The organism is Streptomyces sp. NPDC003035 (assembly GCF_042888285.1).
Lineage (GTDB): Bacteria > Actinomycetota > Actinomycetes > Streptomycetales > Streptomycetaceae > Streptomyces.
This window is the reverse complement of the sequence record NZ_JBIAPJ010000008.1, coordinates 283,993-297,777: the sequence shown is the minus strand read 5'-3', so window position 1 is coordinate 297,777 and position 13,785 is coordinate 283,993. Positions and strand designations below refer to the sequence as shown.

Sequence of the window (13,785 nt, the reverse complement as noted above, 5' to 3'; positions counted from 1 at the left end):
CAACGGATGTGCGACGGCGGCGGCGGTCGCGCGCATACCGTGACCACCCACCACACGCGATCCGGGGCATCCCGCCCCGCGAGGAGCAGTCGCATGTCCAGCGAGTTCTTCATTCCCGACCCCGACGGTCAGATCCCCAGCGCCGACGGCTACTTCGGCGCCTACGGCGGCAAGTTCATCCCCGAGGCCCTCGTCGCCGCCGTCGACGAGGTCGCCGTCGAGTACGACAAGGCCAAGGCCGACCCCGAGTTCGCCCGCGAGCTCAACGACCTCATGGTCAACTACACCGGCCGCCCGAGCGCCCTCACCGAGGTCCCCCGGTTCGCCGAACACGCGGGCGGCGCACGCGTCTTCCTCAAGCGCGAGGACCTCAACCACACCGGCTCGCACAAGATCAACAACGTGCTCGGTCAGGCCCTGCTCACCAAGCGCATGGGCAAGACCCGGGTCATCGCCGAGACCGGAGCCGGTCAGCACGGCGTCGCCACCGCCACCGCCTGCGCCCTCTTCGGGCTCGAATGCACCATCTACATGGGCGAGATCGACACCCAGCGCCAGGCGCTGAACGTCGCCCGGATGCGCATGCTCGGCGCCGAGGTGATCCCCGTGGCCTCCGGCAGCCGCACCCTGAAGGACGCCATCAACGAGGCGTTCCGCGACTGGGTCGCCAACGTCGACCGCACCCACTACCTCTTCGGCACGGTCGCCGGCCCGCACCCCTTCCCCGCCATGGTCCGCGACTTCCACCGCGTCATCGGCGTCGAGGCCCGCCGCCAGATCCTGGAACGCGCCGGCCGCCTCCCCGACGCGGCCGTCGCCTGCGTCGGCGGCGGATCCAACGCCATCGGCCTCTTCCACGCCTTCATCCCGGACGCCGACGTCCGCCTCATCGGCTGCGAGCCGGCCGGCCGCGGCGTCGAGACCGGCGAGCACGCCGCCACCCTCACCGCCGGCGAGCCCGGCATCCTGCACGGCTCGCGGTCGTACGTCCTCCAGGACGACGAGGGCCAGATCACCGAGCCGTACTCCATCTCGGCCGGTCTGGACTACCCGGGCATCGGCCCGGAGCACTCCTACCTCAAGGACACCGGCCGCGGCGAGTACCGCGCCGTCACCGACGACGCGGCCATGCAGGCCCTGCGGCTGCTCTCCCGTACCGAGGGCATCATCCCGGCCATCGAGTCGGCGCATGCCCTCGCCGGCGCGCTGGAGGTCGGCAAGGAGCTGGGCCCCGAGGGCCTGCTCGTGGTCAACCTGTCCGGGCGCGGTGACAAGGACATGGACACGGCCGCCCGTTACTTCGGCCTGTACGACGCCGACGCCGAAACCGCCCGGGTCGAGGCCGACGCCTCCGCGGAGAACGGCGCCGCCGAGATTCAGAGGGACACCAAGTGAGCGGGAACATCCAACTCCTCAGCGACACCCTGGCCAAGGCCAAGGCCGAGAACCGCGCCGCCCTCATCGCCTACCTCCCGGCCGGATTCCCGACCGTGGACGGCGGCATCGAGGCGATCAAGGCCGTCTTCGACGGCGGCGCCGACATCGTCGAGGTCGGTCTGCCGCACAGCGACCCGGTCCTCGACGGACCCGTCATCCAGACCGCCGACGACATCGCCCTGCGCGGCGGCGTCAGGATCGCCGACGTCATGCGCACGGTCCGCGAGGCGCACGCCGCCACCGGAAAGCCGGTGCTGGTCATGACGTACTGGAACCCGATCGACCGCTACGGCATCGAGCGGTTCACCGAGGAGCTGGCAGCGGCCGGCGGCGCGGGCTGCATCCTGCCCGACCTGCCGGTCCAGGAGTCGGCGATCTGGCGCGAGCACGCGGAGAAGCGCGGTCTCGCCACCGTCTTCGTCGTCGCGCCGAGCAGCAAGGACGAGCGGCTCGCCACCATCACGGCCGCCGGCTCCGGCTTCGTCTACGCCGCCTCACTGATGGGGGTCACCGGTACGCGCGAGTCGGTCGGCGAACAGGCCGCCGATCTCGTCCGCCGTACCCGGGCCACCGCGGACCTCCCCGTCTGCGTCGGCCTCGGCGTCTCCAACGCCGAGCAGGCGAAGGAGGTCGCGAGCTTCGCCGACGGCGTCATCGTCGGCTCCGCGTTCGTCAAGCGGATGCTCGACGCCGAGGACGAGGCCGCCGGCCTCGCCGCCGTAAGGGAACTGGCGGGCGAACTCGCCGAGGGCGTGCGGCGCGTTTCGTAACCCGTACGGGTGGATCTGTGACCGGGGAGGCGCGGACGCGCCTCCCCGGTTCGTTGCTGAGGGCGTGAGCCAGAAGAACAGTGACGGTAATCGGAGCGCGCGGGAGCGCCTCCAGCAGCAGCGCGAGCGAGAGAAGGCCCGGGAGAAGCAGCGACGCGTCCTGATCGTGTCGGCGGCGGTGGTCGGCGTCCTCGGACTGGCCGCCGTGGTCGGCGTGATCGCCGCCAACGCCGGCAAGGACGGCGGTTCCGACAAGGCGGGTCCCGTCGTCGCGCCGAGCGGCGCCGTCGGGGACGACAAGCCGGCCGTCCCCACGGGCAAGCCGGACGCCCCGTCGACGCTCACCATCTGGGAGGACTTCCGCTGCCCGGCGTGCGCCTCCTTCGAGAACGCGTTCCGGGACACCATCCATGAGCTCGAGGCGGCCGGCGCCCTCAAGGTGGAGTACCACCTCGTCACCATCATCGACGGGAACATGGGCGGCAGCGGCTCCCTGCGCGCGGCGAACGCGGCCGCGTGCGCCCAGGACGCCGGAAAGTTCACGCCGTACCACGACGCGCTCTACATCAACCAGCCGCAGGAGACCGACGACGCCTTCGGCAAGAACGACAAGCTGATCGAGCTCGCGGCGAAGGTACCGGGGCTCGACACGCCGGCCTTCCGCAGCTGTGTCGAGGACGGCACGCACGACAGCTGGATCGGGAAGTCCACCGAGGCCTTCCGGAAGGGCGACTTCCGCGGCACTCCGTCGGTCCTTCTCAACGGAGAATCGATCTTCCCGCAGAAGGGGAACGAGCAGATCTCCCAGGAGAACCTGAAGAAGTGGGTCGCCGAGGCCAACAAGGGCAAGAAGGCGGGGACCGCCTCACCGGCCGCGGGCGGCTGAGGGCGGCTGAGGGCGGTAGTTACGCAGACGTTGTCGGGTGGGCTGCCCTGTCACCCGCCCGGCAAGGTAGCGTCGGTTCTGCCATGGACCTTGCCTACATTCCCAGCCCGTCGACCGGAGTCCTGAACCTCGGACCGGTTCCGCTGCGCGGCTATGCCTTCTGCATCATCATCGGTGTCTTCGTCGCCGTCTGGTACGGCAACAAGCGCTGGATCGCCCGGGGCGGCAAAGCCGGCACCGTGGCCGACATCGCCGTCTGGGCGGTGCCCTTCGGCCTCGTCGGCGGCCGGCTCTACCACGTGATCACCGACTACCAGCTGTACTTCAGCGAGGGTGAGAACTGGGTCGACGCCTTCAAGATCTGGGAGGGCGGCCTCGGTATCTGGGGCGCCATCGCGCTCGGCGCGGTGGGCGCCTGGATCGGCTGCCGCCGGCGGGGCATCCCGCTGCCGGCGTACGCGGACGCCATCGCGCCCGGCATCGCCTTCGCCCAGGCCATCGGCCGCTGGGGCAACTGGTTCAACCAGGAGCTGTACGGCAAGCCGACCGACCTGCCGTGGGGTCTGAAGATCTCCGCGGGAGCGAACCGCGAGGAAGGCATCTACCACCCGACCTTCCTGTACGAGTCGCTGTGGTGCATCGGCGTCGCGCTCCTGGTCATCTGGGCCGACCGCCGCTTCAAGCTGGGCCACGGGCGGGCGTTCGCGCTGTACGTCGCCGCGTACTGCACGGGCCGGGCGTGGATCGAGTACATGCGGGTCGACGAGGCGCACCACGTGCTCGGCCTGCGGCTGAACGTCTGGACGGCGATCGTCGTCTTCGTCCTGGCCGTCGTCTACATCGTGATCTCGTCGCGGATCCGGCCGGGCCGGGAAGAGGTCGTGGAGCCGGACCGGGAGAAGGCGGCGGTGGCCGGCTCCGCCGCCGATGGCGAGGACGAGGGCGAGGGCGAGGCGGACGCCGAGGGCAAGGAGCCCGAGGACGCGCCGCAGACCGCTGCCGACGAGCCGGCCGACGAGCCGGCCGGGAATGGCGCGGGCGGGGCCGGCAAGAGCTGACCGACCGCCCAGGCACAGCATCGACGGGGCCGCCCCGGACCAAGAGGTCCGGGGCGGCCCCGTTCGTGAACGGGCGCGGCACGCTGTGGCCGGGGCAGCTCCCTGGAACTCGCCCCGGCGCGCGGCACGTTTGGGTCGGGGGGCAGGTCCCCGGGTCTTGCCACGGGGCGGCGCGCTGTGGCCGGGGGGGTACCGCCCCGGATTTCGCCGCGGAGCGGCACGTTTGGGCCGGGGGAGCTCCCGGGCCTCGCCACGGCGCGCGGCACGCTCTGGCCGGGGGCAGCTCCCCGCATCTCGCTGCGGGCGCGGCACGCTGTGGCCGGGAGGGGCCCCGGATCTCGCCGCGGGGCGGCACGTTCCGGCTGGGGAGGGGTCCCCCACGGACCTCGCCGCGGCGCGCGGTCGTGGTCGCCGGTCCGGTCCGGCAGCGTGGGCGGTCGAGCGCCGGCAGGGGGCGGCCCCCGGGAGTCAGGATCTTGCCGCCAGGGTCAGGACGCGGCGGGCGCCGTCCACGACCGCTGCGTCGACGAAGCGGCCGTCCGCGAGGGCCAGGGCGCCCGCCTCCGTCTGCGCCGCCTTGACGACCTCCTCGGCCGCGGCGACCTCGTCGGGCGTGGGGAGGTAGGCCTGCTCGATGACCGGGAGCTGGCGGGGGTGGATCGCCGCCCGGCCCAGGAAGCCCAGCGCACGGCCGCGTGCGCAGCTCGCCGCCAGGGCGTCCAGGTCGCGGACGTCGGTGTGGACCGACTGGGCCGGGGGCGGGAGGCCCGCCGCGCGGGCGGCGACCACGAGCCGGCTGCGCGGCCAGTCCAGCCCGCATTCGTCCCGTACCCCCAGATCGGCGCGGAGGTCCGCCTCGCCGAGGGCGATGCCGTGGACGGCGGAGTGTGCCGACGCGATGGCGTAGGCGTGCTCCAGCGCCAGGGCGTTCTCCAGGAGCGGGAAGAGCGGGACGCCGGGGGCGACCTCGGCGATCCGGCGGATGTCAGTGGCGTGTGTCACCTTGGGAACACGGAAACCGCTCAGCCCGGGGAGGGGCGCCAGTGGGGGGATGTCGTGCGGTGTGTGGATGCGGACGTGGACCGGTACGGGGTGCGGGTCGGCGAGCAGGTCGACGGTGGCGGCCAGGGCGTACGCCTTGCGGTCCGGGGCCACCGCGTCCTCGAGATCGACGATCACCACGTCCGCGCCCGAGACCAGGGCCTTCTGGACGACGGCGGGACGGTCCCCGGGGGCGTACAGCCAGGTGAGGGGGAGGGGCGTGCGGCTCATACGGCTCCTTCGCTGCGCAGGGCGCCGATCTCGGCCGGGGAGAGACCGATCTCGGCCAGGACCTCGGCCGTGTCGGCGCCGTGCGGCCGGCCGGCCCAGCGGATCGCTCCGGGCGTCTCGGAGAGCCGGAAGAGGACGTTCTGCATACGGATCGGGCCCAGCTCGGGGTCCGGGACCTCGGTGACGGTGTTCAGGGCGCGGTACTGCGGATCCTCCATCACGTCCCGGATGTCGTAGACGGGCGCGATCGCCGCCTCCGCCTTCTCGAAGGCGGTCATGGCCTCGTCGCGGGTGTGGCGGGCGATCCAGGAGCCGACCGCCTCGTCGAGGACGTCCGCGTGCGCGGCCCTGCTCGTGCCGTCGGCGAACCAGGGCTCGTCGATCAGCTCGGGGCGGCCGACCAGCCGCATCACGCGTTCGGCGATCGACTGGGCGGAGGTGGAGACGGCGACCCAGGAGCCGTCCGAGGTGCGGTACGTGTTGCGCGGGGCGTTGTTGCGGGAGCGGTTGCCGGTGCGGGGCTGGACATATCCGAGCTGGTCGTACCAGAGGGGGTGGGGGCCGATGACGGAGAGCATCGGTTCGATGATCGCCATGTCGACGACCTGGCCGCGGCCGGTCGTGGTCCTGGCGTTGAGCGCGGTCATCACCGCGTACGCCGTCGCCAGGGCGGCGATCGAGTCGGCCAGACCGAAGGGGGGAAGGGTGGGCGGGCCGTCGGGTTCGCCGGTGATCGCGGCGAAGCCGCTCATCGCCTCGGCGAGGGTGCCGAAGCCGGGGCGGTGGGAGTACGGGCCGAACTGGCCGAAGCCGGTGACCCGGGCGAGGACCAACCGCGGGTTGACGGTGGACAGTTCCTCCCAGCCCAGACCCCAGCGTTCGAGGGTGCCGGGGCGGAAGTTCTCGACGATCACGTCGGCGTCGGCGGCGAGCCGGAGAAGGGTGTCGCGGCCGCCGGGGGTGGAGAGGTCGAGGGTGACGGCTCGCTTGTTGCGGCCCAGGACCTTCCACCACAGACCGACACCGTCCTTCGCCGGCCCGTGGCCGCGGGAGGGGTCGGGCTTGCGGGGGTGCTCGATCTTGACGACGTCGGCGCCGAAGTCGCCGAGCATCATCGCCGCCAGCGGGCCGGCGAAGAGGGTGGCGAGATCGAGGACGCGCAGTCCGTGGAGGGGAGGTGTGGTCTCGGGGGTGGGGGTCATACGGCGTCGACCTCCTGGCCGGTGAGGGAGCCGTGGGCCGCGTCGATCTCCGAGCGGTATGGCATCGAGGACGAGGCGCCCTCGTGCTGGACGGAGAGCGAGGCGGCGGTCGAGGCCCAGGCCAGGGCCTCGCGGACGGGCCTGCCCTCGCCGAGGGCGACGGCGAGCGCGCCGACGAAGGTGTCCCCGGCGGCCGTGGTGTCCACGGCGCGGACGCGGGGCGCGGGGAGGGTGAACGGCGCGCTGCCGCGGGCGGCGTGGAGGCAGCCGGCCGCGCCGAGGGTGATGACCACCTCCGGGACGTGGGCGAGCAGCGCGGCGGCGGCCGCGTGCGGGTCGGCGATGCCGGTGAGCGTGGCGGCCTCGTGCTCGTTGGGGACCAACAGGTCGGTGGCGGCGAGGAGTTCGGGGGGCAGCGGCTTGGCGGGGGCAGGAGTGAGGACGGTACGGACCCCGAGGCGGCGGGCCGTGGTGGCGCCCGCCGTCACGGCGGAGAGGGGGAGTTCGAGCTGGAGGAGCAGGGCGTCGGCGGTGGCGATCAGGGCCTCGTCGCCGTGGTCGAGGGAGGTGACGGTGCCGTTGGCGCCGGGGACGACGACGATCGCGTTGCCGCCCTCGTCGTCGACGACGATGTGCGCGGTGCCGGACGGGCCTTCGGCGGTGCGCAGCAGATCGGTCTCGACCCCGGCGCTCTCCAGCGCGGCCCGGAGCCGTACGCCGAAGTCGTCGGCGCCGACCGCGCCGATCAGCGACACGTCGCCACCGGCCCGGGCGGCGGCGACGGCCTGGTTGGCGCCCTTGCCGCCGGGGATCGTACGGAACTCCCGGCCGGTGACGGTCTCTCCGCGGGCGGGGGCCCTCGGCACGAAGGCGACGAGGTCCATGTTGGTGCTGCCGAGCACCACGATGCTGGTCATGGGCGTACTGCCTCCAGATACGTCAGTTCGGCCAGGGTGTCGAAACCGATGCCGTCGAAGGACGGGATCGAGGTCGCGAGCCGGTTCTTGAGGGGGGAGGTCCAGCGCTCGGGCAGCCGGTCGGGGTGGCCGGCGAGGAGACCGGCGACGGAACCGGCGGTGGCGCCGTTGGAGTCGGTGTCCCAGCCGCCGGAGACGGCCGCGCAGATGGAGCGGGAGAAGTCGCCGTCGGCGTGGGTGAGCGCGGCGGCGAGGACGGCGGCGTTGGGGACGGCATGCACCCAGTGATACCCGCCGAGAGCGGCGTGGAGTCGGTCCACGACGGTGTCGAAGTCGCGGACGGTACGGGCGGACGCGATGCCGAGGCGGACGGCGGCGGCGAGCCGGGAGTGGGGAGGGACGACGGAGAGCCCGTCGGCGAGGGCGCGGTGGACGTCGGCCGTTCCGGTGGCGGCGGTGGCGATCGTCGCGGCGACGAACATGGCGCCGTAGACGCCGTTGGCGGTGTGGGTGAGGGCCGCGTCCCGGTACGCCTGCGCGGCGGCGCCGGCCGGGTCGCCCGGGTGCGTCCAGCCGTGGACGTCGGCCCTGATCTGCGCGCCGATCCACTCGCGGAAGGGGTTGCGGTGGACGGCGGTCAACGGGGGCTCGATGCCGTCGAGGAGGTTGCGGTAGGCGACGCGCTCGGCCGTGAAGGTGCGGCCGGCGGGGAGTTCGTCGAGCCAGAGACGGGCGACGTCGGCGGTGGTGAAGTCGCGACCGTGGCGCTGGAGGAGGAGCAGGTTGAGGAGCGGATAGTTGAGGTCGTCGTCCTCGGGCATGCCGTCGATGTTCTCGGCGAGGGAGGTGGTCGCGGAGCGGCGGTTCCAGGGATGGGCGGCGAGGAGGTCCTGGGGGACGCCGACCGCGGTGAACCAGGTGGTGAGGGGCCAGTTGCCGGCGGCGCGGGCGAGGGCGCGGATGGCGGGGAGGGGCAGCTTCTCGACGGGCTTGCCCAGCAGGCACCCGGCGGCGCGCCCGAGCCAGGCGGCGTGCAGTCGATGGAGCAGGGGGTCCGCTTCCCCCGGCCCGCCTCGCGCCGGAGCCCCCGCGGCCTCGGGGGCGGTGCGGGGGGTCGTCAATGCCTGGATGGCGGGCAGAGGCGTGGGTTCGGTCGAGGTGAGGGGGTCGGGGAGCGTGGACAGCTCGTCCAGGAGGCGCTCGGCCAGGGCGCGGAGGCCCGGGCCGGGGGGCGGGGACGCGCCGGCCGACAGGGGCGCGGGGTGGCCGCCCGCGGCGAACCAGCGCGTGGCGATCGCCGTGGCCTCGCGGCCGTCCTCCGCGGCCTGGCGCAGTTCGTGGCCGACGAGATCCTCCGGCTGGACCCAGGTGACGCGCAGGTTCATCGGGCCGCGCTCGTCAGGGCCGCGTACGCCGACTCGTGGGCCCGGCGGCGGGCCGTGTCGCGGGCGAAGACCTCGTGCGCGACAGCCGCCAGCGCCTGGGCCGGAGCGTGCAGGTCCAGCCGGCTCGCCTCCGCCACCTGCTTCGACCAGTCGGACGGGACGGCCGGCTCCCCGTGGAGCGCGCCGACGATCGCCCCCGCCATCGTCGCGATGGAGTCGCAGTCCCGGCCGTAGTTGACCGCGCCCAGGACCGTACGGCGGTAGTCCCCCTCCCCGACCAGCAGCATGCCCAGCGCGACCGGGAGCTCCTCGATCGCGTGGAGCCGCGAGGGACGGCGCGCGCCCAGCGACGGCGCGCGGTAGTCCGGACCCACCGTGTCGAAGGGCGCCACCGCCTTGCGGAGAGGGGCGAGGGCGGTCTCGAAGTCCGTGTGCCGGGACGCGGCCTCGCACACCGCCTCGATCGCCGCGCGGGTGCCGTCCTTCGCCAGGGCGAGAGCGGCCGTCACGACCGAGTCCGGCGTCGCCCCCGGCGCGCAAGCCGCCGCCACCGCGGCCGCGAAGACGCCCGCCGCCTCCCGTCCGTACGAGGACTGGTGCGCGCCCGCGATGTCCAGGGCCTCCGCGTACGCGCCGTCCGGATGGGCCGCGTTGACCAGGCCGACCGGTGCCATGTACATCGCGGCCCCGCAGTTGACGATGTTTCCGCTGCCCGCCTCGCGCGGGTCGACATGGCCGTAGTGGAGGCGCGCCACCAGCCACTTCTCGGCGAGGAAGATGCGCTGGAGGGGGAGGGCCTCGGCCTCCAGTTCCGGGATCCAGCGGGGGGTGGTGAGCAGATCGGGGACGAGGTGCTCCGCCACCGCGTACGCGTCGAGGTGGTCGCGGACCTTCTCGTACACCCTGATCAGGGCGTGGGTCATCAAGGTGTCGTCGGTGACGTGCCCGTCGCCCTTGTGGTACGGCGCGATGGGGCGCGCCGTGCGCCAGGCGTCGCCGTTCCAGGGGCCGACGATGCCGGTGACCCGGCCGCCGTGGCGCTCCAGGATCTGTTCGGGGGTGTAGCCCTCGACGGGGCCGCCGAGGGCGTCGCCGACGGCGGCCCCGAGGAGACTTCCGGTGATCCGGTCATCCAGTGTGGGTGTCATGTCGGAATTGTCCACCCGGGGCGGCCGGTTCCGTGTCTCCCAGAAGCCCGGCGAGTTCGACGAGGTCGGTGCCGGCGAGACGGGGGAGCGCGCAACCGGCGAGCGTGCGGCAGGCGTCGCGCCAGGTGGCGGGGAGGGAGCGGGCGCCGCCGAGCGCGCCGGTGAGCGCGCCCACGAGCGCCGGGGCGGAGTCCGCGACACGCGAGAGGCAGGCGGCGGCGGGTACGGCCGCGGACACCTCGCCGCGCGCGGCGGTGGCGAGGGCGAGGGCGACCGGGACGGTTTCGGCGGCGGCGATGCCGTAGCTGTAGACGTGGTCGACGATCTGGTGCTCGAGCAGCGGGACGAGCTCGAAGGCGCTCGTCGCGTCCTGCGCCATCTTGACGGCCTGTTGGGCGTTGCGGCCGATCTCGGTGGCGGGCGGGAGCTGGGCGAGGGCCGCCTCCACCGCCTCGTCCACGGCCGCCCCGCCGAGGGCCGCGGCGATCGCCGCCGCCATCGCACGGGCGCCGTGGACGCCGTCGCCGTCCTGGGTGTACCGGGCGTCGAACTCGGCGAGTTCGGCGGCGGCGGCCGGATCTCCGGGGTGGACGAGGGCGAGCACGACGGCGCGGACACAGGCGGCGTCGTCGAAGTAGTGCGGGTTGTCGTGGCCGGTGGCGGGCGGGCGCAGGCCGGTGGCGAGGTTGCCGAGACCCGCGCGGACGGAGATCCGGGCGCGGAGGGGGAGTACGGCGGACTCGACCTCGGGGGCGCGGTCGGCGGCGGCGGCGACCTGGCTCGCGAGCGAGTTCCAGGCGAGGTCGACGGCGGCGCGGAGGCGGCGCTCGGGCGGGAGGGCGGCGAAGAGGGGGCCGTGGGCGGCGAGGACCGCCTCGGCCGTGAAGACCGCCCACTCGGCGTCGTCGGAGGGGCCGAGGCGGAGGGGCTCGGGGGGCTGGTTGAGGGCGATGGGGACGGGGAGGGTGGTGGTGGCGTTCTGCTCGGCGAAGGTGTCGAGTTCGCGGGTGAGGCGGCGGGTCCATTCGGGCATGCGGGCGGCTCGGTGTCTGGCCGCGGGCCAGCCGGCGGCGTCGCCTGCGGCGAGGCCGAGCAGAAGACCCTCGATGGCCTCGCGACGCGCGGGTGTGCCGGGGCCCAGGTTCCCGTGGGCGCCGTCCTTGCCGTGGCCGCCGCGCTCGTGGGCTGTGCCCACCCGTTCCGCCCCAGCGGAACAGATGCCCACAGCGGCGGCGGGTACGGCAGCGGGCCCGGCCCGGCCCGCCGACGCGGCGGCAGCCGCCGGCTCACCGGGCCCAGCCGGGCCATCGGGCCCAGTCGGGCGGGCCGGGGTGGCGGCGCTCGGCACGGCAGCGGAGCCGTACGCCTGCGGGGCGGAGGGCGGCGCGCTCATGCCGCCTCCTCGTCGTCCGTCGTCAGGAGGTCCGCGATGTCCAGGACGTGGTAGCCCCGCATCGAGGGGAGGCAGCTGCCCGTCACCGGGGCGATCGCCGTCGACCATTCCTCCGGGATCGCCGACACGCCCGCGGCCGCCCCCGCCAGCGCGCCCGCGACCGCCGCCGTGGTGTCCGCGTCGCGGCCCATGTTGACCGCGGTCAGGACCGCCGTACGGAAGTCGCCGCGGGCCGCCGCGAAGGCGCCGAAGGCCAAACCGACCGCCTCCGGGGCCAGGTCCGTCCACGGGTAGCCGCCGATGACGACCGCCGAGCGGACCGCCCGCTCGCGCGCCGGCGGGTCCGGCTCCACCCGCTGCGCCGCGACCACCGCGCGGCGCATCGAGCGGGCCGTCCAGGAGTCCATCGGGATGACCGAGAGCGCCGCCGCGATCACCGAGGTCACCGACGCTCCGGCCATCGCCGCCGCGACGCCCGCCGCGACCGCCTGGCCCCCGTAGATGCCCTCGCCGTCGTGGCTGACGGTGCCGTCGATGGCGACCAGCCGGGCCGCCTCCGCGGGCCGGCCGGCCGCGAACACGCCGAACGGGGCGGCCCGCATGGCCAGTCCGTCCGACCACGCGTGGCGGTGCTGGGCGGAGATGGGGGCCGCCAGGCCGCGGCGGAGGTTCTCCAGCGTCCCCCGCTCGCTGAACCCCGCGCCGCGGAAGGGGCCTTCGTCGAGGTCGGCGATCCAGCGGTGCCAGGCCCGCTCCACGTGCCGGACGGTCAGTGCCGAGCCGTGCCGGGCGAGCAGCAGGCCGGAGAAGATCGCGTACTCCGTGTCGTCCGTACCGGCCGGGCTGTCCGTCACGAAGCCCTCGATCCGGCCCCAGCGGCGGCGGATCTCCGAGGGGCGCATGTTCTCGGCGGGTGCGCCGAGCGCGTCGCCGACCGCGAGGCCGAGCAGCGCGCCCCTGGCGCGCTCGCGCGTGTCGCATCCCATCGTTCTCGTCTCGCTCGCCATCCGGAACCCCTTTCACGGTTCCTGGATCTGTGCCACGCCGAGGAGGCGATGACGTCCCGGACACGTCTCTGTCACCCGGCTGACACCCCACCAGAAGGGCAAGGTCAGCCTTAGTAAGTACGGCCTGCCTTGCTGGCGCGCCCCTTACATCGCGCGTATTTTCGAGGTGTTGGGGGCGGCGGGTGCAACCCGGCCCGCCGGAGAAACAGGGGAGAACCATGTCCATCATCGAAGTACAGGCGCCACTGCACGAGGCCCACCGCGACAACCACACCCACCGCGACGTGAACGGCGGCTGGCTGCGTCCCGCGGTCTTCGGCGCGATGGACGGACTGGTCTCCAACCTCGCCCTGATGACCGGTGTCGCGGGCGGCGCGGTCTCGCAGCAGACCATCGTCATCACCGGCCTCGCCGGACTCGCGGCGGGCGCCTTCTCCATGGCGGCCGGCGAGTACACCTCGGTCGCCTCGCAGCGCGAGCTCGTCCAGGCGGAACTGGAGGTCGAGCGCCGCCAGTTGCGCAAGCACCCCATCGACGAGATGGAGGAGCTCGCCGCGCTGTACGTCTCCCGGGGCGTCGAGCCCGCGCTCGCCCGTGAAGTCGCCATGCAGCTCTCCCGGGACCCGGAGCAGGCGCTGGAGATCCACGCGCGCGAGGAGCTGGGTATCGACCCCGACGACCTCCCGTCGCCGACGGTCGCCGCGGTGTCGTCGTTCGGCTCCTTCGCGCTCGGCGCGCTGCTTCCCGTCCTGCCGTACCTGCTCGGTGCGACCGCGCTGTGGCCGGCGGTGCTGCTCGCGCTCGTCGGGCTCTTCGCCTGCGGTGCGCTGGTGGCCCGGGTGACCGCCCGCAGCTGGTGGTTCAGCGGACTGCGCCAGCTCCTCCTGGGTGGGGCGGCGGCCGCCGTCACGTACGGGCTCGGCATGCTCTTCGGGGCCGCGCTCTGACCCTCGTACCCGCTCCAGAAGGCCTCCGTCCTGCGACGGGGGCCTTCTCCGTGCATGCTTGCTGTGACGTATATCCCCTGGGCGGATCGGCCGGTCCGGTGAGACACTATGCACAGCGCAACATACCTAGCCGTTACTCGGCGGTTTCGAGTCCTTGACCACCGGGCATGAGGCGTAAGCGCTGCGGGCAATGAGGCTCGCTCCACGACGGGTCGTCGAATCCGCTCGAACCCCACACGATCGACCTGTCCGCACGTGAACCAACACCACCGCTCCGTGTCAGCGGTGTCCGCATGCTGGAATGAGCTATCCGTCCTGCGAGAAGCCAGCCATCATGTAACCTGCACGAAATTTCGCGGAGGG

The 13,785-nt window shown here is 73.6% G+C and carries 12 protein-coding genes; 5 read left to right on the top strand and 7 right to left on the bottom strand.

Annotation, left to right across the window (positions count from 1 at the left end):
• Positions 1-93: 93 nt before the first annotated feature.
• From trpB to lgt, 4 genes are all read left to right on the top strand, one after another.
• Positions 94-1,395 (top strand): tryptophan synthase subunit beta, encoded by a 1,302-nt coding sequence (trpB, locus tag ACFYV5_RS26090; RefSeq protein ID WP_389172375.1) that lies wholly within the window; start codon positions 94-96, stop codon positions 1,393-1,395.
• The gene (trpA, locus tag ACFYV5_RS26085) at positions 1,392-2,207 is read left to right on the top strand and encodes a tryptophan synthase subunit alpha (protein ID WP_355111134.1); all 816 of its coding nucleotides are present in this window, start codon (positions 1,392-1,394) and stop codon (positions 2,205-2,207) included. The genes trpB and trpA overlap by 4 nt, the downstream gene beginning before the upstream one ends.
• 64 nt (positions 2,208-2,271) lie before the next feature.
• Positions 2,272-3,093 carry a thioredoxin domain-containing protein gene (locus ACFYV5_RS26080; protein ID WP_355111136.1) on the top strand — a complete coding sequence of 274 codons (822 nt, stop codon included), beginning with the start codon at positions 2,272-2,274 and terminating at the stop codon, positions 3,091-3,093.
• Between the two features lie 83 nt (positions 3,094-3,176).
• Positions 3,177-4,151, top strand: coding sequence for a prolipoprotein diacylglyceryl transferase (lgt, locus tag ACFYV5_RS26075; RefSeq protein WP_389172372.1), 975 nt, complete (start codon positions 3,177-3,179; stop codon positions 4,149-4,151).
• Between the two features lie 468 nt (positions 4,152-4,619).
• Here the strand turns inward: lgt and ACFYV5_RS26070 are convergent, their stop codons facing one another.
• The 7 genes from ACFYV5_RS26070 to ACFYV5_RS26040 are packed head-to-tail and all read right to left on the bottom strand — an operon-like array spanning position 4,620 to position 12,475.
• Entirely contained in the window at positions 4,620-5,423 is an 804-nt protein-coding gene (locus ACFYV5_RS26070; RefSeq protein WP_389172370.1) for an HpcH/HpaI aldolase/citrate lyase family protein, read from the bottom strand.
• A complete protein-coding gene (locus ACFYV5_RS26065) occupies positions 5,420-6,625 on the bottom strand; it encodes a CaiB/BaiF CoA transferase family protein (protein ID WP_389172368.1) in 1,206 nt (401 codons plus the stop codon). The genes ACFYV5_RS26070 and ACFYV5_RS26065 overlap by 4 nt, the downstream gene beginning before the upstream one ends.
• Positions 6,622-7,542, bottom strand: coding sequence for a ribokinase (rbsK, locus tag ACFYV5_RS26060; protein WP_355111143.1), 921 nt, complete (start codon positions 7,540-7,542; stop codon positions 6,622-6,624). The genes ACFYV5_RS26065 and rbsK overlap by 4 nt, the downstream gene beginning before the upstream one ends.
• A complete protein-coding gene (locus ACFYV5_RS26055; protein WP_389172366.1) occupies positions 7,539-8,927 on the bottom strand; it encodes an ADP-ribosylglycohydrolase family protein in 1,389 nt (462 codons plus the stop codon). Before ACFYV5_RS26055 ends, rbsK begins: the two co-directional genes overlap by 4 nt.
• A complete protein-coding gene (locus tag ACFYV5_RS26050) occupies positions 8,924-10,075 on the bottom strand; it encodes an ADP-ribosylglycohydrolase family protein (RefSeq protein ID WP_389172364.1) in 1,152 nt (383 codons plus the stop codon). The genes ACFYV5_RS26055 and ACFYV5_RS26050 overlap by 4 nt, the downstream gene beginning before the upstream one ends.
• Positions 10,056-11,468, bottom strand: coding sequence for an ADP-ribosylglycohydrolase family protein (locus ACFYV5_RS26045; RefSeq protein WP_389172362.1), 1,413 nt, complete (start codon positions 11,466-11,468; stop codon positions 10,056-10,058). The genes ACFYV5_RS26050 and ACFYV5_RS26045 overlap by 20 nt, the downstream gene beginning before the upstream one ends.
• The gene (locus ACFYV5_RS26040; RefSeq protein ID WP_355111149.1) at positions 11,465-12,475 is read right to left on the bottom strand and encodes an ADP-ribosylglycohydrolase family protein; all 1,011 of its coding nucleotides are present in this window, start codon (positions 12,473-12,475) and stop codon (positions 11,465-11,467) included. The genes ACFYV5_RS26045 and ACFYV5_RS26040 overlap by 4 nt, the downstream gene beginning before the upstream one ends.
• A gap of 218 nt (positions 12,476-12,693) precedes the next feature.
• On the opposite strand from ACFYV5_RS26040, the gene ACFYV5_RS26035 reads away from it, so the two are divergent.
• Positions 12,694-13,422 (top strand): VIT1/CCC1 transporter family protein, encoded by a 729-nt coding sequence (locus tag ACFYV5_RS26035; RefSeq protein WP_355111151.1) that lies wholly within the window; start codon positions 12,694-12,696, stop codon positions 13,420-13,422.
• Positions 13,423-13,785 lie beyond the last annotated feature (363 nt).